This is a genomic window from Vibrio sp. 16 (assembly GCF_963681195.1).
Lineage (GTDB): Bacteria > Pseudomonadota > Gammaproteobacteria > Enterobacterales > Vibrionaceae > Vibrio > Vibrio sinaloensis_D.
Window position 1 is genome coordinate 1489212 of record NZ_OY808998.1, and the last position, 26143, is coordinate 1515354.

General features: G+C 45.2%; 27 protein-coding genes. 20 read left to right on the forward strand and 7 right to left on the reverse strand.

What is annotated here, in order from left to right:
• Nucleotides 1–17: 17 nt before the first annotated feature.
• Entirely contained in the window at nucleotides 18–2111 is a 2094-nt protein-coding gene (locus U9J37_RS20895; protein WP_005473266.1) for a hypothetical protein, read from the reverse strand.
• 309 nt (nucleotides 2112–2420) lie between these two features.
• Here U9J37_RS20895 and U9J37_RS20900 point away from each other — a divergent pair, with 309 nt between their 5' ends.
• Nucleotides 2421–3386, forward strand: coding sequence for a questin oxidase family protein (locus U9J37_RS20900; protein ID WP_005473112.1), 966 nt, complete (start codon nucleotides 2421–2423; stop codon nucleotides 3384–3386).
• A gap of 130 nt (nucleotides 3387–3516) precedes the next feature.
• On the opposite strand, the gene U9J37_RS20905 is transcribed toward U9J37_RS20900, so the two are convergent.
• Nucleotides 3517–4074, reverse strand: coding sequence for a PhnA domain-containing protein (locus U9J37_RS20905; RefSeq protein WP_005473169.1), 558 nt, complete (start codon nucleotides 4072–4074; stop codon nucleotides 3517–3519).
• A 263-nt stretch (nucleotides 4075–4337) separates the two neighbouring features.
• On the opposite strand from U9J37_RS20905, the gene U9J37_RS20910 reads away from it, so the two are divergent.
• On the forward strand, nucleotides 4338–5417 hold the full coding sequence (locus U9J37_RS20910) for a site-2 protease family protein (RefSeq protein WP_083794669.1): 1080 nt from the start codon (nucleotides 4338–4340) through the stop codon (nucleotides 5415–5417).
• Nucleotides 5418–5443: 26 nt separating this feature from the next.
• Here U9J37_RS20910 and U9J37_RS20915 read toward each other — a convergent pair whose 3' ends face one another.
• Entirely contained in the window at nucleotides 5444–6235 is a 792-nt protein-coding gene (locus U9J37_RS20915) for a M48 family metallopeptidase (RefSeq protein ID WP_005473205.1), read from the reverse strand.
• Between the two features lie 82 nt (nucleotides 6236–6317).
• Between U9J37_RS20915 and U9J37_RS20920 the strand changes: the two genes are divergently transcribed.
• The 4 genes from U9J37_RS20920 to U9J37_RS20935 all read left to right on the forward strand — a co-directional run bounded on the left by U9J37_RS20920 (nucleotide 6318) and on the right by U9J37_RS20935 (nucleotide 9041).
• Entirely contained in the window at nucleotides 6318–6782 is a 465-nt protein-coding gene (locus U9J37_RS20920; RefSeq protein ID WP_043887102.1) for a hotdog fold thioesterase, read from the forward strand.
• Entirely contained in the window at nucleotides 6772–7005 is a 234-nt protein-coding gene (locus tag U9J37_RS20925; RefSeq protein WP_038136860.1) for a DUF3389 domain-containing protein, read from the forward strand. The genes U9J37_RS20920 and U9J37_RS20925 overlap by 11 nt, the downstream gene beginning before the upstream one ends.
• A gap of 76 nt (nucleotides 7006–7081) precedes the next feature.
• Complete coding sequence (locus tag U9J37_RS20930; protein WP_005473302.1) at nucleotides 7082–8803, forward strand: SgrR family transcriptional regulator; 1722 nt, start codon at nucleotides 7082–7084, stop codon at nucleotides 8801–8803.
• Entirely contained in the window at nucleotides 8790–9041 is a 252-nt protein-coding gene (locus U9J37_RS20935) for a hypothetical protein (RefSeq protein ID WP_043887103.1), read from the forward strand. The genes U9J37_RS20930 and U9J37_RS20935 overlap by 14 nt, the downstream gene beginning before the upstream one ends.
• 420 nt (nucleotides 9042–9461) lie before the next feature.
• On the opposite strand, the gene U9J37_RS20940 is transcribed toward U9J37_RS20935, so the two are convergent.
• Nucleotides 9462–11645 (reverse strand): TonB-dependent hemoglobin/transferrin/lactoferrin family receptor, encoded by a 2184-nt coding sequence (locus U9J37_RS20940; protein WP_043887104.1) that lies wholly within the window; start codon nucleotides 11643–11645, stop codon nucleotides 9462–9464.
• A gap of 259 nt (nucleotides 11646–11904) precedes the next feature.
• Here U9J37_RS20940 and U9J37_RS20945 point away from each other — a divergent pair, with 259 nt between their 5' ends.
• Nucleotides 11905–12801, forward strand: coding sequence for a LysR family transcriptional regulator (locus tag U9J37_RS20945; RefSeq protein WP_005473226.1), 897 nt, complete (start codon nucleotides 11905–11907; stop codon nucleotides 12799–12801).
• A gap of 32 nt (nucleotides 12802–12833) precedes the next feature.
• Here U9J37_RS20945 and U9J37_RS20950 read toward each other — a convergent pair whose 3' ends face one another.
• Nucleotides 12834–15515 carry a bifunctional acetate--CoA ligase family protein/GNAT family N-acetyltransferase gene (locus tag U9J37_RS20950; RefSeq protein ID WP_005473309.1) on the reverse strand — a complete coding sequence of 894 codons (2682 nt, stop codon included), beginning with the start codon at nucleotides 15513–15515 and terminating at the stop codon, nucleotides 12834–12836.
• A 217-nt stretch (nucleotides 15516–15732) separates the two neighbouring features.
• Between U9J37_RS20950 and U9J37_RS20955 the strand changes: the two genes are divergently transcribed.
• Together U9J37_RS20955 and U9J37_RS20960 are read left to right on the forward strand one after the other, a co-directional pair.
• The gene (locus U9J37_RS20955) at nucleotides 15733–16290 is read left to right on the forward strand and encodes an SPOR domain-containing protein (RefSeq protein ID WP_005473290.1); all 558 of its coding nucleotides are present in this window, start codon (nucleotides 15733–15735) and stop codon (nucleotides 16288–16290) included.
• Nucleotides 16291–16451: 161 nt separating this feature from the next.
• Nucleotides 16452–17444 (forward strand): D-alanine--D-alanine ligase, encoded by a 993-nt coding sequence (locus U9J37_RS20960; RefSeq protein WP_005473296.1) that lies wholly within the window; start codon nucleotides 16452–16454, stop codon nucleotides 17442–17444.
• On the opposite strand, the gene U9J37_RS20965 is transcribed toward U9J37_RS20960, so the two are convergent.
• Entirely contained in the window at nucleotides 17441–18400 is a 960-nt protein-coding gene (locus U9J37_RS20965; protein ID WP_043887105.1) for a tyrosine-type recombinase/integrase, read from the reverse strand. The two genes, U9J37_RS20960 and U9J37_RS20965, sit on opposite strands and share 4 nt — an antisense overlap.
• Before the next feature lie 98 nt (nucleotides 18401–18498).
• On the opposite strand from U9J37_RS20965, the gene U9J37_RS20970 reads away from it, so the two are divergent.
• Entirely contained in the window at nucleotides 18499–18879 is a 381-nt protein-coding gene (locus U9J37_RS20970; protein WP_039474049.1) for a DUF3319 domain-containing protein, read from the forward strand.
• Between the two features lie 6 nt (nucleotides 18880–18885).
• A complete protein-coding gene (gene yciH / locus U9J37_RS20975; RefSeq protein ID WP_005473195.1) occupies nucleotides 18886–19197 on the forward strand; it encodes a stress response translation initiation inhibitor YciH in 312 nt (103 codons plus the stop codon).
• Between the two features lie 137 nt (nucleotides 19198–19334).
• On the opposite strand, the gene U9J37_RS20980 is transcribed toward yciH, so the two are convergent.
• Nucleotides 19335–19703: a DUF3693 domain-containing protein gene (locus U9J37_RS20980; RefSeq protein WP_005473164.1), complete on the reverse strand. Its 369-nt coding sequence runs from the start codon at nucleotides 19701–19703 to the stop codon at nucleotides 19335–19337.
• 149 nt (nucleotides 19704–19852) lie between these two features.
• Here U9J37_RS20980 and U9J37_RS20985 point away from each other — a divergent pair, with 149 nt between their 5' ends.
• From U9J37_RS20985 to U9J37_RS21025, 9 genes are all read left to right on the forward strand, one after another.
• Nucleotides 19853–20152: a hypothetical protein gene (locus U9J37_RS20985; protein ID WP_005473227.1), complete on the forward strand. Its 300-nt coding sequence runs from the start codon at nucleotides 19853–19855 to the stop codon at nucleotides 20150–20152.
• Between the two features lie 2 nt (nucleotides 20153–20154).
• On the forward strand, nucleotides 20155–20379 hold the full coding sequence (locus U9J37_RS20990; RefSeq protein WP_005473165.1) for a hypothetical protein: 225 nt from the start codon (nucleotides 20155–20157) through the stop codon (nucleotides 20377–20379).
• On the forward strand, nucleotides 20369–21631 hold the full coding sequence (locus U9J37_RS20995; protein ID WP_322414148.1) for a replication initiation factor domain-containing protein: 1263 nt from the start codon (nucleotides 20369–20371) through the stop codon (nucleotides 21629–21631). Before U9J37_RS20990 ends, U9J37_RS20995 begins: the two co-directional genes overlap by 11 nt.
• Nucleotides 21622–21924 (forward strand): CTX-RstB family phage integration protein, encoded by a 303-nt coding sequence (locus U9J37_RS21000; protein ID WP_005473268.1) that lies wholly within the window; start codon nucleotides 21622–21624, stop codon nucleotides 21922–21924. The genes U9J37_RS20995 and U9J37_RS21000 overlap by 10 nt, the downstream gene beginning before the upstream one ends.
• A 13-nt stretch (nucleotides 21925–21937) precedes the next feature.
• Nucleotides 21938–22180 (forward strand): hypothetical protein, encoded by a 243-nt coding sequence (locus U9J37_RS21005; protein ID WP_043887106.1) that lies wholly within the window; start codon nucleotides 21938–21940, stop codon nucleotides 22178–22180.
• 35 nt (nucleotides 22181–22215) lie between these two features.
• Nucleotides 22216–22422: a hypothetical protein gene (locus tag U9J37_RS21010; protein WP_005473248.1), complete on the forward strand. Its 207-nt coding sequence runs from the start codon at nucleotides 22216–22218 to the stop codon at nucleotides 22420–22422.
• Nucleotides 22423–22552: 130 nt separating this feature from the next.
• Nucleotides 22553–24160 carry a hypothetical protein gene (locus tag U9J37_RS21015; protein ID WP_043887108.1) on the forward strand — a complete coding sequence of 536 codons (1608 nt, stop codon included), beginning with the start codon at nucleotides 22553–22555 and terminating at the stop codon, nucleotides 24158–24160.
• Complete coding sequence (locus U9J37_RS21020; RefSeq protein WP_043887111.1) at nucleotides 24160–24501, forward strand: DUF2523 family protein; 342 nt, start codon at nucleotides 24160–24162, stop codon at nucleotides 24499–24501. The genes U9J37_RS21015 and U9J37_RS21020 overlap by 1 nt, the downstream gene beginning before the upstream one ends.
• Nucleotide 24502: 1 nt before the next feature.
• Nucleotides 24503–25882, forward strand: coding sequence for a zonular occludens toxin domain-containing protein (locus tag U9J37_RS21025; protein ID WP_005473167.1), 1380 nt, complete (start codon nucleotides 24503–24505; stop codon nucleotides 25880–25882).
• Nucleotides 25883–26143: the final 261 nt, after the last annotated feature.

Genomic DNA, 26143 nt, shown 5'->3' on the forward strand with positions numbered 1-26143 from the left:
GGTTGATAGATGTTTTGTTAGTTTGCTTGCCAGCGCTCGACCATATATTCAGCTAAATCTTTGGAACGAAGCAGCAGGTTTTCACGAGCGATTGTCAGCGTTGAGGTCATTTCTATTACGAGTGCGTCATCGGCACTTGCCATTACACCGAACTGAATCATGTCTTCGCCGCGTAATGATTCGATTGAGCGTTTGTCTTCTGGAAGCTCAATATAGACGGATGTAAACGATCGGTAATCATCAACAAAGGGTCTAATGTGCCAACTTGCTGTGAATGGTTCGGCATTGGGCGCTGTGATTTCAACTTCGTTAGCATTTTTGAAGTTGAGGCTAACCATGGTTGGCTTAGGACCCGAGTTGGCATCACTGTTAATGTCTCTAACCCAGTACCACTGTTTGCCGACGAACCAACCTCGTTCGAGCGTGATATTTCGGTTTGGTGTGTCACGTAGCCAGATGCTTGGATAATTGTCTTGGTTTAATCCGATAAAGAACTGGTTACTGCGCCTAAAGTTAAAGTCGTAAGTCCCTTTGTGAGATAGGCGCATATCATTAAACAATGTGCTGTAATTGAAGTCACACACCCAGTTCGATGAGTAGTCTGCTTCGCAAAGGACATTGTCGTCCTTAAATTGATAAGCCGTAATAACGTCATCAGACTCTAGCGAATTTGTCATCGGGAAGTAGGCGAATTCGCTACCTTTGACGGTGTCAGCCAGTGTGTAATGACCTTGAAGAAAACGGTCGTTTCGAGTCCGCCAGAAGTCAAAAAGGGTATGGGCTAGATTGGTATCGTTGAGCACCAGCGCGTAACGTCCATTGAGTGACAGGTCACGAGCGAGCCAATGCTGCGCTGCATCTTCCATGATGCCCAATCGGATAGTTGGAGCTTTAGAGCCTTCAGGGGGATCGATACGTATCACATCGGGCACGTCAGGAGCTGACTCAATCGTCCAAGTCGCCATAACATCGGGTGTCGCATCAGCAAAGTCGACGCTGACTTGATTTCCTTCTTTAGCAAAACTTAACGTGACGAGCGCTAGGTCGCCTTGGTCGGCGCTGTTGATAGAAGGGCGCAATAACGTAAGAGTTTGCGATCGCAATAGATCGTCTGAGATCACTAAATCGTATCCTGAAGAGAGATCTTTATGCGTCCACACTTGGTAAGTTTTGCTTGAGGACTCATAGCTAACAGAGAGGTGGTGAGATAAGTAAATGAACTGATAAGTGCGCGCTGAACTTGAATCGGTTGCATCTAACACCAGTCGGTTATTTTCTGTGGTATAGGCTCTTTGGGCGGCACCTACGAAGCTGCCTGCCACATGAGTACCGTCGAAGTTTGCTCTTGTCGACTCACCATCTTTGCTCAGTGGCGTGACTTGAAACTCACCGTTGTTTTCTAAGTAGTCAGACAGGTTGGCCACCATTTGATTATCACTAGAAACGCTGCCATCAGGAGCTTGGTGCAGTAATCGTTTGTTTAGATCATGGATGTCGAGTTGATTGGCGAGCTCATCTGCTTTGTCTTTGTAAGCCATTAAGGTCGCTTGCAGATCCGCTGGTGTGGCATCACTTAGGGCTGGCGGAAAATCACGGGTGATTGATCGAGCAATGAGATGTGATATCGCTGCGTCAATACTTGTTGAACGGTTAGCTACAAAATTACCTGTTAACACGTCTGCAGGTAAGTTGAGTTCCGCGGCGATTTGCTCCAACGACTTACCAGAAAGGTGAGCTATGGAGGTGAAGGGGTTAATAGTATTGATTTTTGCTGGAGCAATCATTTGGTATGACTTGCTTGCTAGGGCTATTTGGTCTGAATCTTTGGTTTCTCCAGCAATGATATTGGCGATGAGGGGATAATTCGCGTCAGCGGCCGCGACTTCGATTCGACCCATTGAATCCGTTGTGCCCTCGATAAACTCGTTGGGAGCGCATCGATTGTCGAGATTTCGATCGACACATACGGTCGCATTTTCCAAATATCCGTCGACAACTTGTACGGTTCTCGATGTCGGAGGCGCTTGGGGCGTATCCGAACCTGAACTGCCGCCACCACAAGCCATCAATTGCGCGGCTGATAGACAGACTAACGTTGTTTTCTTAATCATGCATTTTCCCTAGCTCTAATTTTATAAATTATTCATTAACGATTGAATAACATACAGAATTTAGCTGTTGCACGATAGTGATGTGCATCATGGTTTAACGTAGAATAATTCTCATTTACGTGACAAGGATGGAAATTTGCAAAAAGCGCGTTGGCTTGAAGCGTTTAAAATAGAGCTAAAAGTCAAATTTGACCTATGAAACAATTATTGTGATTCCAATCGCGAAATTAAACCTATTGTGATGACCTCAACTTAAGGTGAGGTTTTAGCCTGAATTCCACTTTACAACTCACCATAAGGGAATAACCGATGTTGGCTGAAATCTTAACCAGAGCGCAACGTTATACAATTGAAACTAACCAAAATGGCAACACGAACCATTTACCTATGGCGCTGGTGGCATTGAGTGAAATGGGAGCGAATCATGATCAGCTAGAGGCATATTACGCGAAATACGCCCATCTACTGGTTGCGAGAAAGAGTGTAACGACAACTACACACTTTGAATGGGAAGCTCACTTAGGGGATAAGAGCGCTTTTGAACACTATCTCAATTACTTTCTTCGCCAAGTGGAACGTGAAGGTATTGAGGGCACCTTACGCACCTATCTTGATCGACTGATGCCAGGTTGCGGCGCATCAGCGTTTCATGCGGTGATCCGCTTAAGCTACGGCGTTCAAGTCAAAAATAATAGTGAGGTTGCGTTTGGATTGGCTGATTTGGCAAGCAGTTATTTGCCTATTAGCGAGCCGCTGGCATGTACACGAAATCTTAGAGAGGTGCTCGAGAACGCATTGCATACGTATGAGGGGATAAATGTTCGAGGAAGGTTGATTTCCGCCCGTATGTTGTCTGTGGTAGAGAATCCACGCTTTGAAAGTGTCAATTACGCGCCACATACACTGGATATTGCGCAAATCAGTGAGCTTGTGGCAGAACTTTATCTAAAGAGTCGCGACTTTACTGTGTTGCATGCTGTGACAAGCTGCCATGCAATGCGCTATCTCAGTGATTATTTTGTCCAACCAGAGCGCTCTCTGCGTTATTACTGGGCTGCATTGATTGCAGCGGTACTTTCTGTAGAGGATTTACGCTTAGGCTCTCTACCTACGATAAAGCTAAAACCGTTATCTGACATGAGTTTTAATGCTGTATTAAACAGCGATGATAGCCACGTTATTAAGCTTGCTTGGAGCTGTTTGGATGAGTTTAGACATTATCAATCTGAACATCATTTGAAGATTCTAACCATGTTGATGGAGGAGTATTGCTGATGAACAACCTGCCGCAAAGGGTGTTAATGCGCTAAGTCAGTCACTTCAAAGTGAGTTTTAGCCAAAAATGGAACGATAAAGAAAAAGCGCTCAGATGAGCGCTTTATCAATGTGCTTCGGGGCAGATGTGTTATTTCTTACGGCAGTACTCTGCGATAACATACATTGACTGGCCACCATTTGCTTTACCCGATACCAGTTTTGGATTGTCACCGATGCTGATGCCGCGAATAACGGTACCTTGTTTGATGACTTGGTTTGTGCCTTTCACTGGAAGATCTTTGATCACCGTTACGTCGTCACCTTTTTTCAGTTCAACGCCGTTACAATCCAACGGTTTGTCGTCCGCCGACATTCCTTGCATCGCCCAGTTCATTTGTTCTTCTTCCATGTACATCATGTCGAGTGCATCTTGCGCCCAGCTTTCAGTATTAAGACGAGTCAATTGACGCCACGCCGTAACTTGAACAGCAGGGACTTGGCTCCACATACTGTCATTTAGACAACGCCAGTGGTTGATGTCCTTTGGATCATCAATCTCACCTAGACACTTGTCACACACCATGATGCCGTAATCTACTGTCACGTGGCTGTGTGGCGGTACCGCGTATGCCGTTAGTGGCGCGTCAGCAGCACAAAGTTCACATTTAGATTGGCAGCGTTCTAGCATAGTAGCTTCAGAAGACATAGTAGACTCACATTGTTTGGGTGTTGATAAGGGCGGCTATTATGCACGTTATCCGCAGAAAATAAAGGGGCATCCGGTAAAGCAAAGGTTTTAATTATGGAAACTGACAGAACTCTTACGTTTGTAATGAGAAATGAAACATGTGGAACTATTTCAATAACCTATGTTGAGTGACATTGTCACAATTTGAGTCATTTCTTTACCTTGTTAGTCGTTCTAGGCATAATCCGCTTTGTTGTTATAGCAATTTAATAGGTTAGGCGTTGGAACTACTTTCTATCGATTTTCTTGGAAAGCCGCTACGGCTGGAAGGGTCAATGGCAGGCTGGCAGCAGCTGTTTTGGGATAATCAGGTTGTGTCACAATTAAATGCAGACTCGGAACGAGATGAGAGCATTCACCAGTTCACCTTGTTAAGCGGGGAACAAGAGTTTACGTGCAAATTGGAAGTGGATTTGCAGTGGCAGCCTTTTGTTTTGTCATATAAGGCGACAATGAACGACCAGATGGTTGCCGAAGGTCAAAGAGATACCAAAGATATCGAGCGACAGGTTCCATTTAATCCACCCAAACCCGAACGACGGTTCAGTCTAATAGGCTTGATCTCATTGGGTATGAAAGCACTCAAAAGTGCTAAGCTAATCAAAGTTGTCCTCGCGTCGGCAAGTCTTGCCGCTTATTCATGGTTGTTCTCGTTTCAATTTGCTCTCGCATTGATCGCATGTTTGGTGTTTCACGAGTATGGCCATGTGCGGGCGATGAAGTATTTCGGAATGAAAACTAAAGGAATCTATCTTGTTCCTTTTTTAGGAGGATTAGCGCTTAGCGACGAGAAGATCAATACTCGTTGGCAAGACGTGTTCATTTCAATTATGGGGCCGATGTTTGGCTTTATTCTTTCGTTGATATTGATGGTTGCTTACTGGATCACAGGGGAGATGTTCTTTGCGGGATTAGCGGTGTTTAATGCCTTTTTGAACCTATTCAATTTACTGCCGATCTTGCCGTTAGATGGCGGTCATGTACTCAAAAGCATCAGTTTCTCGATGAACAGCTTGGCGGGTATTGTGCTTTGTACATTGGCCGCTCTCGGTGGTGTCGTGCTCAGCTACAGCTTGGGACTGACTCTTTTCGGCTTCTTGCTGATTATGGGGACACTTGAAATCGTCTTGGAGTGGCGTGGTCGACATCACAGTCATCTGTTACCGCTTGACCGCTACGGCCAGTTAGTTTCCGCAATTTGGTATTTGGCGCTGGTGGCCGGGCTGATTGGAATCATTTGGTATTTCGCCGGCACGGGCGATCAGTTACTGCAATTGCCATTGTTGATACTTGGCACTTAATGGAAAGGGAGCATGGCGCTCCCTTATTATTTCTCACAGTTTGGCCGAGTAGTATTCGTTGTTGGCAAACGTGCGATTGTCGACTTTAAATCTTGAATTCGTGTTTTGTGTGATGGGTGAGTAGAAAGTAGTTCAGGCGGTTGATTGCCCCCAGACGCGGCTGCCATGTTCTGCCACAAACTGACACTCTGGTTAGGATCAAAACCCGCGTTCGCCATCAACTCTAAACCCACAATGTCAGCTTCTGATTCTTGGCTTCTGCCATACGGGAGCAACACGCCATATTGCACGCCTAACCCAAGTGCTGCCATAGTGACGTTTCGGTACTGGGCGTAATCTGAGGACCCTAAGGCAACATTGGTGATCTGCAATCCGGCGCTCGCCAATTGTGATTGAGATAAGCGCTCATTACTGTGATCAGCCAAAACGTGGGCAATCTCATGTCCGATCACAGTCGCCAGTTGATCTTGGTTTTTGGCAACATTTAATAGCCCTGTATAGACACCAATTTTACCCCCCGGCAGCGCGAACGCGTTGACTTGGTCGCTATCAAATACCACGACCTCCCAATCACTAAAACTGGCTTGCTTAGGGACATGTTGAGTGACACTTCTGGCAACACATTGCACGTAAGCATTCACGCGAGCATCTTTGCTAATCGGCTGTTGCTGCTTCATTTGTTCAAAAGACTGTGCACCAAGTGAGTTCATGTCGGAATCGGAGAAGAGCAACACTTGGTTTCTTCCCGTTGGAGATGCAGTACATGCCGTCAAGGTAACAGCAATGAGAATAGATGAAAGCTTATTGAGAGTGGGCATGGAGTTCTCCGCTTAGCGACTGTATTCAGCAAATAATAACATTAGGTTACAATCGCATGCACAGAAATAAATGGAAATAAGCATGAGCACTATCTGGAAACGCAAAATCGACCTAGAACGTTTAAACGCGACGTCAAAAAATACCTTGATAGATCACTTAAATATTATTTATAGCGCAGTGGGTGATGATTACATTGAAGCTACCATGCCAGTTTGTCATTTTACCCACCAGCCTTTGGGCATGCTCCACGGCGGCGCGTCAGTGGTGTTGGCTGAAACGCTTGGCTCAGTCGCAGCCAACTTCTGCGTTGAGGAAGACGCCTACTGCGTTGGGCTTGATATCAACGCAAACCACGTACGGTCGATGCGCACAGGTCAGGTGATTGGTCGTGCGTCACCCATTCATCTTGGGGTTTCGACTCAAGTATGGCAAATCAATATCACTGATGAGAGGGAGCGCTTAGTGTGTACCAGTCGATTGACCATCGCCGTCAAGAAAAAGAAAAACGACAAGCAAACCATTAAGGCGAATCAGAATGGTCATTGATTTTAAAAGCGGTAAAGTGATTGTCACACCGCACGAGCTTGTAGTGAAACTGGTGGGTGAGCACATGGTGACACTTCAGGCGCAAACCGATGCCCTGCAACTGATTGGCCGCGGTGCAAATGTCATCGCCGCGAATGGCAGTGAAACGAAATGGTCGATAAAACTGGATGATGAGCAGCAGCTTAGAGCGATTGCGAATGAAATCGGCATTGAGATTCAATAGCGCTGCATAAACGCTTGATTCTTTCCACTAAATAGGGAAACTTAGTGACAAAGAAAAATAAGTGAGTTTCCCCTTTATGAGTAGCCCTCGACTTCGCGTCCAGTTTGAAACCCTATTTGAACACTACAATGGCCAAGATTGTGGTGTTCAGCTCGATGAAATCACAGATGTTCTGTTTTGTACCCGCCGCAATGCACGTATTGTATTGAATAAGATGGAAGAGCAGGGCTGGATCGAGTGGCACCCAGCGCCTGGACGAGGAAAGCTCTCGCAGCTTATTTTTAAGCGCAGTCGTGCAGACGTTAGTGAAAACCTAGCCAGACGCTATCTTGAAGAGGGCAAGATCGGCCAAGCGCTCCAAGTGTTAGACCAAGATACCGCCAAATTGGCTCAAGTTGTCGAAAGCTATCTGGGTGTTCAACATCAAGAAGGGCAACAAGTTGTTCGCTTACCCTATTATCGTCAACTGTCGATGCTTAACCCTCGCAAGCCGATTCGTCGTTCTGAACAACATATCATCAGACAGGTGTTTAGTGGCTTAACTCGACTTGATGAAAACGATCAGCTTCAACCAGACTTAGCGCACACCTGGGAAATGCTGAGCGAAACGCACTGGCGCTTTTACCTGCGACCAAGTGTTCGTTTCCACAATGGTGATCTACTCACCACGGAGGCGGTACTCGAATCTCTCTGCTCGTTACAAGACAAGCAGCTTTTTTCCCATTTACGCCAAATCGATTCGCCAAGCCGCTACGTTATAGACATACATACAAGCCGAGCTGATTATCATCTTCCATTGTTACTTTCTGAAGCTTGCGCAAAAATTCTGTTACAGGGTAGCGAGCAAAGTGACGATTATGACGTTTTCCCAATCGGGACTGGCCCCTACAAGATTACGCAAAACGATGAAAAGCGTTTAGTACTGCAAGCCTTTGATGGCTATTTTGGCTTTCGACCGCTACTCGATAGTATTGAAGTTTGGGTGATCGATGATGTTCACTCGTCGATGGTATTTCCCAGTCTTAGTGGTCCCATTAAGCCTGAAACTGGTACGTTCTCTGAAGAGGTCGAACTCGATCCCGGTTGTACCTACTTGCTTCTTAATCGAAAAGCAGGCTTGGCGAAATCGAGTGAGTGGGCGAACTACTTTAGCCAAAGGTTAGGGGCGTTAAACCTTTATCAACAGTTGCCTCAGGAGAAAATCGTCGAGCTGGGTGTGCTTCCTGCTCACGGTTTAAAGCCTGGTTGGTATCACCATACACGACAAGGTAATTACACCTCTCCTCCGTCTTACCACACCGTAAAAATTGCTTACCATGGTGAACATCCCATGTTCCCCACGCTAGTTAAATGTATAGAGACGATACTCAAGCAAGATAACTTGGATGTTGAGTTGGTCAAATACAGTGTTTTTGCACCAGATATTGATGATATTGATATTTGGGTGAAGCCAATGGGTATCGCAAACAATCGAGATGATGCGCTGGCGGGTTGGCTGCTGAATTATAGCGATATTTCTCTTTTTAGCCGCAGTGATGATTTTGAGTATTGGACTAAAGTCGTAGAACAGTGGCAAGCCAAAGAAAATGCTGCTTTCCCAGCCAGAGAGCTAGGAAAATCCTTAGTCGAAAAAATGCAGATTATCCCAATGTTTCACTGTTGGTTAGGCGTGAGCAAAGATCAATGTGGCTCATTGCAAAATGCAAAATGTAACGCCTTGGGTTGGTTTGACTTTAGCCAAGTTTGGATAAAACCTGAATCACTGAGCGAGGACGAGACGGGTAATGGCGAAACCTAATAAAAAACAACCGTCTAAAACAGTCTGTATCTATTGCTCCAAATGCAAAACTCAGCTGTTTAAATATCGCAAAGGGGGCAAGGGCGCTCTGGTAAAGTGTTTCAAAGAGCGCATTGTGGAAGACTTCACCCAGCAGCCATGTATTTGCCCTTCATGTGGTATCGAATTTGCGCGCGATACACTCGTCCGAGGAACGCCTGCATTTAAGATGATTGGCGGTAAAGTCACTATGAAATAGCAGAATAAAAGAATTAAATATTTAACAACTTATCAACCATAAAGGGTGGTGATTAGTGTTGAAAACGAGTCATTGGGCGTCGTTTTAGAGGTGAGTCGATAAAAAACGTAAAAATCTCGTTAAAGTGTATCATTGTTTTTCAAACCTGTTAGAATATCCGCAGTTTCGATTCGGTTTTTCCAACAATTTAACAGGGGTCTACAATGGAGCTAGCTCTAATCATCACTTTCATCGTCGCATCAGCTGTAATGGTCAAGAAAGAGATGACAAGCTCAAAATAAGCCTTCATTCGTTACATTTTTTATTTCCTTTTTACGAATGAATAGTAAAAGCTCTCAGTTTTGAGGGCTTTTTTGTTTTTGACGCTAGGAGACGAAAAAAGCCAGCATAAGCTGGCTTTTTCTTTGGGTTTCATGCGGTTTAGAATTGATAATCTACGCTGATGCCCCAGTTTCTACCTGGTTGTGAGCGTCTTTGAATGTTATCACTCTCTTCTTGAGCAGTAAGATCGCTGTACTCGTAGTATTTGATATCAAACGCGTTAAATAGACCGGCTCTCAATGTTAGATCGCTGATTGGTGAATAGTACGCTGTAACATCAAATACGCTGTAGCCCGGAGCATCGATATTGTCTTCACTTGACCACTCTGTCTTACGCGCAACCATTTTTAGCGTCGCTAAACCACCAAAATTGTACGTTTCATTGTCGTAACCTAAACCAACGACAGACGTGAGTGGGGCAACGGAATCTAACGACTCACCCGTGCGCTTATCCTCGCCTTCTGCATAGGCAATGTTGAACAATGAGTACATGCCTGTCGGCGCATCAAACATCTTATCGAGTAAGATTTCATTGCTAAACTCGACGCCTTTGATTTCAACTTTATCCAAGTTGGTCAGCGTAAAATGCTCATAACCAGGACGCTTTTCTGGTAGGTCTTCGTGCGCAATAAAGTCTTTGTATTTGTTGAAGAATCCAACAAGCTCAAACTTCGCTAAATCGTTTTGACCACGCAACCCTAGCTCGTAAGAAGTGCTTTTTTCAGCTTCCAACGATGAGTTTGGCGTAAAGTCTGCGCCGCTTGAGTACTCATAGTAAAGCTGCTTGACAGTAGGTGCTTTGAAGCCTTGGCTCATTTGTGCGAAGGTGCTGAGTTTATCGTTGAAATGGAACACGGCGCCCAGTTTACCCGTTAGGGCGTTGTTGCTGTTTTCTTCGTGTTCAGTATCAAAACCTTCATCGGTTGATGGGTCTGCTTTGTAGGCGTCATAACGCAGGCCAAGGTTTGCAACTAGACGGTCTTCCAGAAGGAAAATGTTATCTTGAGCAAAGACACCCCATTGCGTCATTTTTGCATCAGGAATCGTTGTTGAGCCTGGTTTAGATGTGCCATTTCCGTGGAACACATCGCGGTTATCCAAACTGAAGTGGGTATTGACGACGTTCATGCCATAAGTCAATTCATGCTCTGAAGAGCTTAAGTTTAGGATTTTGCCAAATTGTGCATCGAACTGTACTGTTTTATCAAGGGCATTGCGAACTCGAGTTCGTCCGCCGTTATAGCCAATAAAGCCCATATGGTCGATAACATCTGCATAGTTTTCGTTGATCGTTTCTGTAGTCTGGTAGTTGAGCTCAAGACGAAGGGAATCGAAAACAGGGGTCACTTTGGTTAGCTCGTAGTTCACTCCATAGCGTGTACGAAGCGACTCATCATTAGTTTCCGCGTTATCGTAGGTAATGATAGGAGCAGGACCAGCACCCATGTTTCTTGTCATGGTGTAGTTTTCGCTCTTTGAATCCTCATGGTAGTTTTGTTCATTTCGCTCAAAGACAAAACCAACCTTGTGTTCATCGTTGATGGTGTAAAAAACTTTACCCAAAACATTGTTCATGTCTTTGTCGGCTGGGTTTGCAATTCCACGCATTCCGCCTTCGATGTCTTCGCCATCACCATAGGTTTGGGTTTCATTTCCTTGCGCATAGGTGCCGATTAGGATCGCCTCGACGTCATCCTTGCGCAGTGCGTAGGTCAGTGTGTTCTTGAATTGGCTGTCTTTTGAAGAGTAGCTCGACTTGATGCCAAAGCGCGATTCGTTCTCGTCTGTGATCAGAAAATCATCAGGGTTCTTTGTATTGACTACAACAACACCGCCCAACGCGTTTGACCCGTATAGGGTAGACGATGCACCCTTATTGATCTCAATAGACTGAAGTGTATCGACTTCAATCGCGTTAGGGTAGATGGCTTGAGTGGCACCACCACCTGGGTTAAATGGGGTGACTTGCTGTACGCCATCAACGACTACTTTAATGCGATCGCCGCCCATACCACGGATGGTAAACCCAGAAATACCAAAGCGGCCTTCCGTTGTCACGGTGACACCCGGTGTTTTATCGAGTGCTTGCTTTAAGTCTGTCGATAGAGACTTATTAATATCTTCAGCAGAGACGGTTTCAATTGAACTCGATACGTCTGTTTTGTTTTGTTCAGTCTTAGTCGCAGAAACTACAACTTCATCGAATACTGAATATTCTTCAGCGTGCACAGATGCTGTGAGAGCGACAATAATTGACGCAGACAGTAAAGATCGCTTATACATTTCGTTATTACCTTTAAATCCTTGATTTACGGTTGGCGTTAAACGGCGTGAATTTTATTGGATCTAAATGATAATTACTATCGTTCTCACTGTTGCTGGTTGGGTCGTAATTTGTACAAGTTTACTTACCTCAAAGATAATTGTAATAAATTACAATAAGATAGGTAAGGATAGCTAAGTTTAACTAGAAATAATAATCTATCGCAAATGTGATTTTCGTCACGTTTATTCAAGTGTTTTAATGAAGGAATTATAAATTGTGCAAAGTCCAATCACGTTAGAAGCGCTTCATATTCTTGATGCTATCGACAGGCGAGGTAGCTTCGCAGCCGCGGCCAATGAGCTTGATAGAGCCCCTTCCTCGTTGAGCTATCAAATTCAGAAGTTAGAACAAGATCTAGATATCATGATCTTCGACCGCTCTGGGCACAAGGCGAATTTTACCGAAGCGGGCCAACTTATTTTAGAAACAGGTAGAACGATACTGGCCGCAACACAAAAGTTGGTGAATGATGCAAGTGTTTTAGCTAATGGCTGGGAGCTTGATATTACTCTGGCGTTTGACGGTATTATCCCGATTGAGAACTTTTTCTCGATGGTTGATTCACTTAGTCAGGTAAGCTCAACGCGAGTAAAGCTACAAGAAGAGATTTTAGCCGGATGCTGGGAATCGCTCGCTGATGGTCGTGCGGATTTATTGATTTGTCCAAAGCTCGAAACGCTACCACATGACGTTAAGGCGGAGGTGATTGGGGCGATGGAGATGATCTGGGTTGCCGCCCCTGATCACTATGTGCATAAACGAGCCGGCGCCTTTGATGACAAAGCACGGGAAAAATACCGTGTGATTGCCATTGCAGACACCGCACGTGAACAGCCGCCTATCAGTATCAACGTGATTCAAAAACAGCCTCGTTTAACGGTCACCAATTTTGCTGCCAAAGTCTCCGCTCTGCAAAACGGTCTAGGAATAGGGACGTTGCCAAAACAGAGAGCACTGGCGTTAATTGAACAAGGTAAGCTAAAACAAATAGAAGGGACAGACGCTCAGCCTATTGAAATTATTCTTGCTTGGAAGCGCAATAAGATCGGTGAGGCTAAATCTTGGTGTATTCAGTATCTGAAGAAGACGTTTAAAGCCAACGCGGTTATCTAGTGGAAAGGGAGTTAAATACTCCCTTTTCTATGTCAATTGAGAGGAAGCACCATATCGGCGGTTCCATCTTCAAACTGAATGTCGAGCTTAAAGCCCATTTTCTGCGCGAGCATCAACATGCCTCGGTTGGTTGGCATCGTCATCCCCGAAATTTGCTTTGTACCTTTGTGTCGGCAGTAATCGATGATCTTTTGCATCAATATTTTCCCTAGTCCGACACCTTTCAAATCTGAACGAATCAATATCGCGAATTCTGCGTCTGTGTTATCTGGGTTGATCAAAGCACGAGAGACGCCGATGATTTGCAACTCAGTATCGGTTTGTCGCACTGCAACAAAAGCCATTTCGCGGTCATAATCGATTTGAGTAAAGTTGGCTAGCGCTTCGTGATTGAACTCTCCAACGTCGGTAAAAAAGCGTTTGTACAAATCTTCTTTCGAAACTCTACTGATGAAGGTGGCATGATCAGGCTCATCTTCAGGAAGAATAGGGCGAAGAAGTACTTCTTCTCCTGTTTTCAGCGGGACAATTTCCTCATACTCAACTGGATAAGGTCGAATGGCCAAGCGTTGCTGAGCATCGCCGTCATATTGCTTCAGGATCAAGTCTGCATCGAGAATGGTAAATGTACTGCCGTTCGCTAGTACTGGATGAATATCCAGCTCATGTACTTGAGGGCAGTCAACTACCATCTGCGATATGCGAACCAAGAGTTCAGATAGACCGTGTATGTTCATCGGTTCAGGTAATTTTTGCGGGCGGATCTTACCATTTTTGATTGCTCTAACGATCAGATAGCGTGCGAGCGTCATGTTGAGCGGCGGCAATGCTGAGGCTGCGTCGATGGACTCATCCCATTCTGAGCCGCCTTGTCCGATCAATATGACAGGTCCAAAAGTATCGTCGGTTTTGACCTTAATTCTTATCTCCTCACCGCCTGCTAGCTTAGCCATCCCCTGAACCAAAAGGCCATGAATGTGAGCCGACGGGTAGGAGAGCTTTGCTCGATCGAGTATTGCTTCAGCCGCAGTGCCGACTTCAACACTATTTCGTAAATTGAGCATTACCCCTTGTATGTCGGACTTGTGCGCGATATCTGGAGAGCGGAGTTTTACCGCAACTGGGTAACCAATCTGTTCAGCAACATGCACCGCTTCACTCGTGTCCGATGCAATCCAAGTAGGCAATACATTAAAGTTAAAATGCTTCAAAAATGGGCCAATTTGATGGGTATCAAGGGGTACTGTTTTTTTATCCAGTAACTTCTCGTCGATCCATTTTTTCGCTTCATTGAGTTCTGAAATGTGCACTGGCTCCGCCGTTGTTGGCGTTTCCATTAGTTGCTTTTGGTTTCGCCTGTACTCGACGAGGTGCATAAATGCAACGACTGCACTCTCAGGAGTCCGATAGGTCGGAAAACCGGCTTGAGTAAAAATATGTCGCGCGGGCTTTGCCGTTAACTCGCCTGACCAGTTGGTCAAAATGTTGAAACGTTTGTGGCGAGGGTGTTTTTTTACTGCATCAACAATCGCTCGTGCTGTTTGCTCTGAGTGCGCAACCGCCGAAGGACTGTGCATAATCAAGATGGCGTCAGCGCAGTCGGCATCCATCACAGCGTTCAGAGTTTGGATGTAGCGGTTGTGGTCGGCATCTCCCACCATGTCGACTGGATTGCTATGGCTCCAACTCGGTGGCAAAAAAGCACTCAGGGACTCTATCGTTTGCGAAGAGAGCTCGGCGAGTTTACCACCGCGCTCGAGTAACGTGTCTACCGCCATGATCGCCGGTCCACCACCATTGGTGATAATCGCAAGCCGCTCACCCCTTAACGGAACGGAATGGGTGAGAGTCTCAACCGCAGCAAAGAGTTCATGAGAGTTGTTAACGCGTAGCATCCCGGTTCTGCGAATGGCTGAGTCGTAAATGATATCGAGCGTATCGCCACCGCCAGTATGGGCCTTTGCTGCTTTTCGCCCCGCGGCGGTACGACCACCTTTTAGGACCAAGATTCTTTTGTTGCGCGACGCTGCTCGGGCAGCAGACATAAACCGTCTGGCATCTTTAATTGTGTCGATATACAGCAAGATCGCTTCGGTTTGCGAGTCCCGGCTTAAATAATCAAGCAAATCGGCAAAGTCGACATCTAATGCATTGCCCAAAGAGACAAACGCGGAAAAGCCAATGTCTTTATCATTTGCCCAATCCAAAATAGTGGTACACATAGCCGCAGATTGCGAAATGAAGGCAATCTTTCCTTTTTGTGCTGTAACGGGTGAAAAGGAAGCGTTGAAGTTTATCCATGGAAGCACAAGTCCAAGGCTGTTTGGCCCGAGCATTCGCATATTTGCTGCTTTGGCAATCTCTAAACATGTACTTTGGATACTGCTACCTTCTTCGTCTGCTAAATGCATATCGGCCGACAGGACAATCACACTTTTGACTTGCTTTTCCGCAAGCTGACGAAAAATAGCGATATTTCGAGAAGCGTTGGTGCAGACGATAGCGACATCTGGCACGACAGGCAGCTCATCAATAGAGCGATAAGCTAACACGCCACAGACAGAAGAGTAGCGAGGAGTAACTGGCATTATTGCCCCTTCGAATCCACCTTGGAGAAGGTTTTTCAAAATGATGTTTCCTGCTCGCATTGGTTTGCTGGACGCACCAATTACGGCGACAGATTTAGGCTTGAGTAGGTGAGTTAACTGGCTCATAGAAGGGCTCCAACCAAGACGATAGACAAATCGTAACCAAGCTGAAGAGGTTTTGCGCTACTGATTTGACGTTGTTTTAATCAGATCACTGTGGCTCTGGTTGAGATTGTGCCTTGCGTCACAGAGTATTGTTATATAATTAAAATGTTGGGTTGATTCTAAGTCACTCTAACGGCATGATTTACAGTAATTTCTATATAAGGCATTTGAAAATTCCATGAAAAAAATTGCGATTGTTGGTTTATCCGTACTACTGAGTGCATGTGTCTCGAGCGATTACGTTACAGATGTGAGTTCAGAAAGTTACCGTGAAGACTACAAAACAGCGAAGGTTGAAAAACCCGTTGTGTCTCAGCAGGAAATGACCGAAGGGGTGACTGAGAAGAACGTAGAACCAAACGTGGTGAAAATGGCACCGGTTGTAGAACAGCCTAAATCAAAGCCAGCGGTAGCAATTACTCCTCCAAGTGCCAAACAGAAAGCAATGAACTCACGTTATGGTTTCACCATTCAGGTTGTTGCCGTTGGATCGCAAACCAAAGTTGATCAATTTGCGCGTAAACTTCCACGCGGTGAGCAGCCAATTTGGGAAAACTACAAAATGGTCAATGGCACCAAGTGGTACACCGTTTTATACGGCGATTACGCAACGCGTATGGACGCTAAAGAAGCCATAGCGAGCTTGCCTGAGGAGTTTCAAAATCTTAAACCGTTCGTGAAAAGTATCGATGCGATCAAGAATTCTGAATACCCAACATTGAACAAGTTAAACTAATCAAATAATCGAAAGGGGCGTCTAGCCCCTTTTTGATGCCTAATTTTTGGTCACTCATTTGCCTGACACGTTATGGGGGCGTTTATTCCCGTGTAACTTAAGTCGATTTTCATTATCATAGAGAGACCAATACCTCTGTTGTATCACGGAAAGATCTATTAATGACTCATACGACAATTCTTCTTTTATGTGGCGGCGGCTCTTCGGAGCACGAAGTCTCAATCCTATCGGCTAACTTCATTCAGTCTCAACTGCAGAAAACCCCAGAGTTCAATGTAGTTCGTGTCGAAATGAAACCAGATGGCTGGTACACAGATGGTGGTGCATTGGCATACCTCGATACAAACGCCGGTACGCTCAACACTGATGAAAGTACAATCAAATTGGATTTTGTTGTTCCTTGTATTCATGGTTATCCGGGCGAAACTGGAGACATACAATCAATGCTTGAGCTTTCTGGTATTCCATACTTAGGATGTGGACCGGAAGCGAGCACAAACAGTTTTAACAAGATCACCTCGAAGCTTTGGTACGATGCCTTGGGTATTCCGAATACACCGTATTTGTTCCTTTCAAATAACGATGATATTGCTTACGCGCAAACCAAAGAAGCCTTGGCGAAATGGGGAACCATCTTTGTTAAAGCGGCAAGACAAGGATCATCAGTTGGTTGCTACAAAGTTAGTGATGAAAGTCAGTTAAAGCAGTCACTTAACGACGCATTTGGTTATTCAGATCAAGTCTTGGTAGAAAAAGCCGTTAAGCCACGCGAGTTAGAAGTCGCGGCCTATGAGTATCAAGGTCAGCTTTACGTGTCAAAGCCAGGCGAGATCAAAGCACCAGAAGACGCGTTTTATAGCTATGAAGAAAAGTACAGCGCATCAAGTCATTCAACCACCGATGTTGAAGCTGAAAATCTCACCGAACAACAGCTAGAAACGATCCGAGTGAACTCGCTGAAAGTTTTCACCCAGATGCGACTTCGTCACCTTTCACGCATTGATTTTTTCTTGACTCCAGAAGGGGAGATCTACCTCAACGAAGTAAACACGTTCCCAGGTATGACTCCAATTTCTATGTTCCCTAAAATGCTAGAGCACAATGGACATAGCTTTAGTGAGTTTTTGGCCGATTGCGTTAAAAACTCTCTTTAAGAGATTGGCTTAAACGTTTTAAACACCATTCTTTCAGCGTCCGCGAGAGACCTATTACCGAGGTAATGATAGGGCATCGCGGAGCTCATCCATCGGCCAACGCGCTGAATATCTTTTACTTTCATTCCTTCTTTAGCCAACTGTTTGGCGGCGCCAACACGTAGTGATTGACCTGAGAACAGCACACTCAATCCCAGTAAATCACTTGCTCCCCGAACGATACGATAAATAGATGAATCATTAAGCTTGTCTGCGCCAATGTTGCCGTGTTTATCGATAGAAGAGAAAAGCCATCGGGAAGATGAGCTACGAATAGAAAGCCATTTTCTTAGCAGTTCACTGCCTAACTCGTCCAGCGGGTAGCTGTTCTCTTTGATAACGACGGATAGATTCCCGGCGCTCGTTTCTACAACTTGATCAACAGTCATATCACGTAACTCACCGCGTTTTGCCAAACAGTGGAACATAACAAAATACAACGCTAAATTGCGGATGTCTCTTGGGTGATCTGAATGTGATAAGCGTTCTGATAATTCGTGTAGATGCTTCTCTTCAAAAGCCTGAGTCGGTTTGGCGTCTCCGTGTTTGTCGAGCCGAAGTTTAGATACAGCCACTTTTACTGCGGTCGTTGCTGAAGGGTCAGGTAGACAAAGAATCCGATGAAATAAACCAATTGTGATAACGTAACGTTTTATAGTCGCATATTTTCGCTGCTTGGACTCGCGCTCTATAAACAAGCGTAATGCTGTAGCAGATGCCGGTAAAGCAGTGACATGCTTCAATTGACAGAACTGAACAAACAGATTCCAATCTTTCGTCATGGCAAGAAGAGAATTACGCGCGTACTTACGGTCGGTTAGGTAATTAACTAGCTCGATATCAACAGGGTTTATAAATTGGTCAATCAATTGTTTTTTTTCGGTTTCACAATCGATAAGGCGTATATTTTTTTTCAAGATAGAGCACTATAACCAAGAAGAATGAGATAAATATACTTGATAATGAAAGATATACAATTATTATTAAACTAACTAATTACAACAAAATGATGATTATGGCTGCTGCAACATATCGAGGGTTTACCCTGAAAACGGCTGGAAGCTCGACAGAGATCTGGCAAGTTCAGATTAAAAAACACGTGCTGTCGGGAAGTATGGCAGCGGTAAAAAAAAGCATTGATTGGTTTTGTGATACCGCAACGATAATTGATCCAAAAGAGTTTAGCTCCCTCGCTTCGAATAAAGGGCAATCCGAAGGGAAAGCGACTCAAGAGAATTTCAACGGATACACCCTCAAGAACGATACAGGTGAAGTGAATGGTTGGTATTGCTTCTTCAACGGACGCCTGATTAAAGGTGGCAAACTTGCTATTCAGAAGCATATAGAGGCATACTTGCTGGCTAAGCAAAAAGCGGAACAACAACAGAAGAAGTAATTGTTTATGACACTTGTATATTCGACAGACGTAGGTCGTATAAAGCCTGAAGAAGAAAAAGTACAACGACCAAAAGGTGATGGCATTGTCCGCATTCAACGTCAAACCAAAGGACGCAAAGGAAAAGGTGTTTGTATCATCACTGGGTTAGACCTTGACGATGCGCCTTTAAAGCTAATGGCAGCAGAGCTTAAGAAAGTATGTGGCTGTGGCGGTTCTGTCAAAGATGGCACAATCGAAATTCAAGGCGATGCTCGAGATAAGATCAAAGCTCACCTCGAGAAAAAAGGCTTAACGGTAAAACTAGCCGGAGGCTAACTAATAGAAGTTTGTTAATCTCTGATTATCAAACTGATTATTAGGTATTTTATGGTAAATCCGATTATGTTTAATTGGATACTATAAGCGAAGACATTGTAGGGCACCACGGTGCTCTATTTATTAACAAGCTGCATTTAACATAAGGTACATAATACGCACTGTGCTATAGCTTCACTAGGGCTGCCAATCCACATGGCTAATCCCACGCAAGCTATTGATATTCCGTGTAAATTCAGCCCGTTAAACTTTTTTGCAATGTTCGCCCAAAGCGCCTGTTCTTGTGGCGTCTTTGCTTTATCTGCTGCCAAACCGATTAAAACAGATTCTTGGTCTTCTCCAATTTGCTCAGCAATCATAAGTGCCAGATTTTCTTTAAGAAATGCGCGACCTTTTCGAATATCCGTTAGCATTTGGTTGCTAATCCCCAAATCCGAAGCGACTTGCTTATATTGGATGTAATTCATGTGCTCTTTATAAGCATCTAACAGCTTTTCAGTATACATTTTGAATTTTCCTCTGAAGCTCCTTTATCTAATTCTAGCGTATTAGCACGACAATTATCGTATTGCCAATACGAGATTTATCGTATTAACTGTACGACAAATCTCGTACTCAACAGCGAATTGTTAGAATAACTCTTCTGGTGCTTAAGATGACTTATCAAACTCCCTCTAAGAAAACGGCTTCACTAAGTTTCTCTCAAAATGGTGACGTCGTAACGTTTTCAAAGCCAAGTGATAATGTTGTTCAAGCCTCGCTAACATCTGGCGTTTTTAGTGTTGTGTGTGAATGCACGCGCTTTCAAATCTCTTTTCACTTTGATGAGCTGTCCACGACTTACTTCATTGTGTTTGGTCATGGCGTCACGATCTCCAATTTCACTTACGAGCAAATTCAGACCATCAGCCAATACCTTGGCTTTCTCACTTACGCACAACTGGAGGAAGCGTAATCATGGCGTTTGCATCCAAACCAGACCGTAAGAACCCTGTTTACTTTGAGCATCATGCTGACGGCTATTGGTGTTCGATTGATGGGATGCCTGAGTACTTCAAAACCAAGCACGAAATGTACTTGTATGCGTGTGAAGAAGACCGTGAACTGATTGAAATCACTCACGAAAATGAACCTGAGTTACGCCGTAACGGTGCATTTGACAGGGTATTCGATGATGAATAAGACGATTATCGATTATGTGAGTTTCTCCGGCTCCCCGCTTCTACTTGAGCGCTGCAAGGAAATGGCGAAACAGCGTTTTGCCTTTGAGCAGCTTGGCGAGTTCGAGTCTCAAAACATGGTGGCGATTGCGATGCGTGAAAACACCAAGATTGCGCACTTTGCTGAGAACTTGGCTCAGATGCTTGGTTGTATCGAATCTGAAGACTTTGCCAACAAAGACTTGTACATGGCGGCATTAGAGAAAGAGCTGATTGATGCTGACGTCACTATTGATACCGATGTGTCTTTTAATGAGTGTTACCAACGTCTTATTGGGAATATCGGGATTGATATGCTTGATACCCTTTGTCATGGCGAAATCGAGTCGTTTCTGGAAGTCCTGACGGATGAAATCAGCTATGAAAAGAACGAATGGACACTTGAGCGTCGAGGTGGTTTTTCAGGATACAAGTATTCTGCAAAGTTACTTTGCAATGGCACTCAAGCGGGTCTGGTTGCTTGGGGCGCGGCGAACTTCGGTTACTACGTGTCGTTTTCCGGTAAAGGCTGTGAGGCCATCAACATGGAAGCACTCAACAAGGCATTGAAACAAATGGTCGGTGCAAAGCTGACTCGCGTGGACATCGCCCTTGATGACTTCGAAGGTAACGTAACGATTGAAGACATTAAGCAAAAGTATGTCGATGGTCAGTTCATAACTCGCGGTACGCCTCCCAAAGCCGGAGAGTTTATCGGCTATCAAGGCATGAGTCCGGCTGACCGTAAGAAATGCGGCTTAATTCCCGATGCGGGTCATACATTTTACGTGGGTGCGCGTGAGAACGGAAAGATCTTCCGCGCTTACGATAAAGCCTCTCAAATGAAGTGCGAGAAATACCCCAATTGGAATCGTTTCGAGGTGCAAATCGGCAACCGTTTCCGCGTCATTCCTTTTGATGTGTTGGTTAACCCTGACCAATATTTTGCGGGCGCATACCCTGCCCTTGCCTCTCTGATTGAGGACGTTGAACCTCTGGCGATTTCAACGGTTCGCGTGTTGTTCAACACCACGTTGGAGAACGCCATCAAACACGCTCGCGTCCAGTACGGCAAGCTCATCAACTTGATGCGCCAAGTGTACGACAAAGACCAAAAGATTCTCGATGTCCTGACCAAAGAGCTGGACATCACGGACATTCCCGACCGCATTAACTATCCAGTCGGTCGGGGCTTACATCTAGAAAAAACTGGAGACTATCAATTATGCCATTAACAGTCATCGTAATCGGTTGTGAACACTCTCAAGGCTTATCCAAAAAAGACGATACGCCATATAACTTTGCTCAAGTGAACTACTTGGCGGTCAATGAGGGTTGGAAATCAGCCAAGGGTCAATGTGAAGCAAAAGGACTCACACAAAAGCAAATTGCCATGAGCCCTAACCCGTCTTTAGTTGCTGAATTTGGCAAATTGAATGAGAAGTTTCCGCTTATGTGCGAGCTCTCTTTGGATGCAGACCCTCAGAACCCTGCTCGAAATATCGTCGTCGATATTAAACCGCTGTAGTTGAGGTCAACGCATGGCTGTCTGTCTCAATCAAGTTGCCGCTGACATTTACGTCCTGCAAGACGGAAACACCAATTGCAGTATGTATGCGCTGAGCGTGAATGAGTTTCAGACACTCACATTGACTGCATCCACTACGGATTATGAGCTGAACATTGACACGGAACTGTACTCTCTCGTCTCTGGTTGGCTCCTGTTTTCCTTCGTTTCTGGTCATGTGCTAGGACGGATACTCAAAAGCCTAGGTAAGTTCTAGGCACACTCTTAAACACACTATAAAAGGTGAACATTATGAAAAACGTCAAGACTAAAATCATTGCTCTATCTACGGTTCTAGTGTCAGGTGCTTCATTCGCAGAAGACTCGGCAGTGACTACCGCGATTAATGGGGCTATCAGCTCTGGTCAATCCAACTACGGTCTAGTGGTGGTGGGTCTTATTGGTCTAGGTGCTTTGGGCTTCGGTCTACGTGCCATCATGGGCGCAATGCGCGGCTAGTATGGGCGAGCTAGTGTCTCATGTCGTGACCATCCTCTTGGGGGTGGTCATGGCTTCATCCTTTATATACGGCGTATATACGGGAATCAACGCCTCTTAGTGGGCGTTTTTTTGTGTAAGGGCTTAGGCAATGAAATCCGCTATTAACACACTGTTAGTTATCCTTTCGTTGATGCTGTTGAGTTTGTTGGTTGCTCAACCGTCCTTTGCTTCTGAGTGCGTCAAAGGGACGCGACTTGATGTTTCAAAGTCTTGGAAACTCAGCCTTTACGGAACTCTGCCTACTGCGTGTTTAGCTCAATGTCGATTCAAGCCCGAAGTCATTGTGGAATCCCCTGCCAATGACTCCGCCTCGGCTTCTTACTTTATGTCTTTGGGTGAAGCCTGCGCACAAGATGGGTTCGTGCCAGGTGGGTACATTCCACCGCCGATAGTCAGTGACGATTTAAACGGCAATGGTATCCATGATGATATTGATGACTTCGATGGTGATGGTATTCCCAACTCCGTCGATGATGATCCATTTCAAAAGGTTCAGTATTTAACGGATGACAACCAAAACGGTATCCCAGATGAACTCGAAGCCTATCTTGACAAGCTCAATCCGCAGCTCGACATCACGCAAGTCAACTGTACAACGGCGGGTTGTCCCGAGCACATGCAAACTCTGACCCAGCAAATGGCCGAAATCGCATCAAACAATGGCGATTTGGTTCGTTTGGTTCGAGAGTTTGTGAGTAATACCGTGATGACGGATGACATCAAGCAAATGAGCAACACACTGTCTCAAGCTATCCGCCAACAGACCGATAGAATTGATGACTCAAGTCGGATTCAAAATGAGCAATACAACCGTCTGCGCTCACAGATTTCTAACCTCGATGTAGGCAGCTCAGACCCGAGTTTTACCGACAGTGACCGACAAATGCTGTCTGATATTAAGAGCGTCTCGGATGAGTATGCGAACAATCACCTCCTCTACCACATTTCACTGAACAATTTAGGGGTTCAGGTCGGTAACGTTAGGAACGATATTTACAATATCTCCCACAGTATCGGCAATGAGGCGTATAACCAAGTCACATCCGCTATCAACAACTCTCTCGATTCAGGTCTGCAACTCAACGCCACCCAATCGAGACAACTTAGAAACGCAGCGGCAGCCAAGGCGAATGGCAACAAGATTAAAGCGGCCACCGATAAGATTACGGCTGTTGATGGCAAGGTAGACGAATTAAAGCGTTTAATCACTGAGATGGATACGGGCTCCGGTGATGGAGAGAATCCAAATATTGACCTTTCTGGTGTAACAGGCGAAATCAAAGCCCTAGGTAACACGCTCCAAACGTCGATAGATGGATTGGCTGACGGTATCGGCAATATTGAATCGCTCCTTGGTGGAGACAATCAGTTCCAAACCCCTGCCAAGTCCAATCAATTTGACTCCGGCTTTCTCTTTCAAGACAACAAGAAAACCAAGATTGAAACCGAAATCGTTGAGCTAGAAAAGCAGTTAAAAACCGAAATGGACGCCTTCAAAACTCTGTTCAGCTTCGACACGGATTCGTTTCAAGATGGGGAGTACAAAGAGCACACCTTAGACCTTGAACTGGATGGTCAACCCCGCAGCTTTCAAACGGGCGTCCTGTCAGCGCTGTTGGATAACGCGAACATCATCAAGGCCGTTGTCTTGTTTATCTTTGTGCTGATGGGCATACGCATGTTGGGGAAAGAGTAATGGAAACACTTTATAGCTTTATTGATTGGATCTCTTTACAGGCCAACACGGTCGTTGGCTTCTTCGAATCCATACCGGTGATGATGACTGACCTCTTCAGTTACATTCAGCTATTTATCATCAAGATGAAAATCTATTTTCAAATTCAGTTTATCCAACTGTCTTACCACACGGCACAACTGCTACTCGAAGAAATTGGATTCAATGACCTGCTTGCAGCGACATTTAACGCCATGCCAAGCGAGCTACGTTTTTATGCGTTTAAGTTTGGACTACCTCAAGGGCTCTCAATCTTGGCTAACTTCTTTACCACTGCTTTTGTAATGAGGATGACGCGCTGATATGGCTATCACAATCAGAACCGGAGCTAACGGCTCATACAAATCGGCATACACCGCATACTTTCGTATCTATCAGGCGCTCAAGGCGGGTCGCGTTGTTGTGACCAATATGGAAGGTATGCAGCCACTGGAAGAAATCGAAAAGCTGATGGACATTCAGTTTCCAAGTACAGCGAAGCTCTTTCGCATTACTTCGCGAGATAAGGCGGGTGTTCATCTTTGGACGCACTTTTTCTGTTGGTGCCCCCTTGGTGCATTGATTGTTATTGATGAATGTCAGGACATCTATTCAAAGAACATCGGCTTTGATATGAGAAAGGTGACGTACAAGCCAATCGAGGATTTCATCACTCAAGACACTGGTAAAGATGGCCTATTGCCTACGGATTATCTCGACTTCTTTTACTCTCGCTATGTCCCTGCGGATATGTCTGCGCTTGAGGCTTCGGAAACCGACGATAGAGGCATTGCCGAATACGACGAACAAGGCCGGATTATCTACCCTCACACCTTTAACGAGGGATTCATGCGCCACCGGAAATACAACTGGGATATTGAGCTGCTGTCTCCGGACTGGAAGCAAATTGATTCGGGGATTAAAGCGTGTGGTGAGCAGAACTTTTATCACAAAGGCCGCGACCAATTTTTCTGGGCGGTACGCAAACCGTTTATATGGAAACACGACAAGTCAGTATCCACGCCTGTGATACCCAAAACCAAGGACGTGAACCTGACGACACAGAAAATCCCCCTTGATGCGTTCTTGCTCTACAAGTCAACCAGTACCGGAGTGGCTAAGCGAGCCGGAGCAATGAATACCCTCTTTCGCAACCCAAAGGTCATCGGGGTTTTTCTTCTCTTTATTCTTTGCATGGGATGGGCAATCAATGAAATATCCAACCGCATTACTGATACTCCTGAGACGGCTCCGCAAGCGGGAACGTCGCAATTGGACAGTGCCTCACCTAACCAAGCTGACAAGCTGGTTAAAACGGGGGCTCAAGGTTCTGGCTTATTACGTGATGGTGGGAATAGCGGTCAAGCTGATAACAATGGTCGGATTCCGAGTGTTTATATAGGCGATGTGTTACCTCTTGAGGGCATACAAAAAGCCTTTGTAACGGGGGTCAATCATGCGGTTAAAATACGAGCCAATCAACGCCACTTTGAACATTATATATCGGTGGAAGCGGTAGCAACGGATGGAGTCTATAGCCTCAACCAAGAGTTCTTTAAGGCATACGACATCACTTACCAAGTGATAAACGAATGTCTCTTGAAGCTAACGCGCGGCAACGTATCCAAAACCATCACCTGTAAGCCCTTAGAGACTCTAGTCAAAGAGCGAGAAATACAAAGCGCCAATGTCTCACTATTTTAGTCCCCACTTATAGCCATAGGGTGCAACGCGCAGTCGCGAAGACTGAGCAGCGAGCATTAAGCCCTATGGCGTTTCTCTGCCTCAATATCAAAGCCCCGCAGGGATAAGCAATGCACGAAGTGCAAGCGAGGCACCAAGCCACACGATGATCTAAAAAGGATCTCCTATGTCAATTGGCGCGGTTAGCTACTGTTGTCTCCAAGACCTATCACCACCCCTCGCCCTGCCAAGCCTCCCTCGCAGAGATTTAAAGCGTCAATG

Coding starts and splice junctions, on each gene's coding strand:
- U9J37_RS20895 (WP_005473266.1), bottom strand. CDS start 2,111: ATGATTAAGAAAACAACGTTAGTCTGTCTATCAGCCGCGCAATTGATG.
- U9J37_RS20900 (WP_005473112.1), top strand. CDS start 2,421: ATGTTGGCTGAAATCTTAACCAGAGCGCAACGTTATACAATTGAAACT.
- U9J37_RS20905 (WP_005473169.1), bottom strand. CDS start 4,074: ATGTCTTCTGAAGCTACTATGCTAGAACGCTGCCAATCTAAATGTGAA.
- U9J37_RS20915 (WP_005473205.1), bottom strand. CDS start 6,235: ATGCCCACTCTCAATAAGCTTTCATCTATTCTCATTGCTGTTACCTTG.
- U9J37_RS20920 (WP_043887102.1), top strand. CDS start 6,318: ATGAGCACTATCTGGAAACGCAAAATCGACCTAGAACGTTTAAACGCG.
- U9J37_RS20925 (WP_038136860.1), top strand. CDS start 6,772: ATGGTCATTGATTTTAAAAGCGGTAAAGTGATTGTCACACCGCACGAG.
- U9J37_RS20930 (WP_005473302.1), top strand. CDS start 7,082: ATGAGTAGCCCTCGACTTCGCGTCCAGTTTGAAACCCTATTTGAACAC.
- U9J37_RS20935 (WP_043887103.1), top strand. CDS start 8,790: ATGGCGAAACCTAATAAAAAACAACCGTCTAAAACAGTCTGTATCTAT.
- U9J37_RS20940 (WP_043887104.1), bottom strand. CDS start 11,645: ATGTATAAGCGATCTTTACTGTCTGCGTCAATTATTGTCGCTCTCACA.
- U9J37_RS20950 (WP_005473309.1), bottom strand. CDS start 15,515: ATGAGCCAGTTAACTCACCTACTCAAGCCTAAATCTGTCGCCGTAATT.
- U9J37_RS20955 (WP_005473290.1), top strand. CDS start 15,733: ATGAAAAAAATTGCGATTGTTGGTTTATCCGTACTACTGAGTGCATGT.
- U9J37_RS20960 (WP_005473296.1), top strand. CDS start 16,452: ATGACTCATACGACAATTCTTCTTTTATGTGGCGGCGGCTCTTCGGAG.
- U9J37_RS20970 (WP_039474049.1), top strand. CDS start 18,499: ATGGCTGCTGCAACATATCGAGGGTTTACCCTGAAAACGGCTGGAAGC.
- yciH (WP_005473195.1), top strand. CDS start 18,886: ATGACACTTGTATATTCGACAGACGTAGGTCGTATAAAGCCTGAAGAA.
- U9J37_RS20980 (WP_005473164.1), bottom strand. CDS start 19,703: ATGTATACTGAAAAGCTGTTAGATGCTTATAAAGAGCACATGAATTAC.
- U9J37_RS20985 (WP_005473227.1), top strand. CDS start 19,853: ATGACTTATCAAACTCCCTCTAAGAAAACGGCTTCACTAAGTTTCTCT.
- U9J37_RS20990 (WP_005473165.1), top strand. CDS start 20,155: ATGGCGTTTGCATCCAAACCAGACCGTAAGAACCCTGTTTACTTTGAG.
- U9J37_RS20995 (WP_322414148.1), top strand. CDS start 20,369: ATGATGAATAAGACGATTATCGATTATGTGAGTTTCTCCGGCTCCCCG.
- U9J37_RS21000 (WP_005473268.1), top strand. CDS start 21,622: ATGCCATTAACAGTCATCGTAATCGGTTGTGAACACTCTCAAGGCTTA.
- U9J37_RS21005 (WP_043887106.1), top strand. CDS start 21,938: ATGGCTGTCTGTCTCAATCAAGTTGCCGCTGACATTTACGTCCTGCAA.
- U9J37_RS21010 (WP_005473248.1), top strand. CDS start 22,216: ATGAAAAACGTCAAGACTAAAATCATTGCTCTATCTACGGTTCTAGTG.
- U9J37_RS21015 (WP_043887108.1), top strand. CDS start 22,553: ATGAAATCCGCTATTAACACACTGTTAGTTATCCTTTCGTTGATGCTG.
- U9J37_RS21020 (WP_043887111.1), top strand. CDS start 24,160: ATGGAAACACTTTATAGCTTTATTGATTGGATCTCTTTACAGGCCAAC.
- U9J37_RS21025 (WP_005473167.1), top strand. CDS start 24,503: ATGGCTATCACAATCAGAACCGGAGCTAACGGCTCATACAAATCGGCA.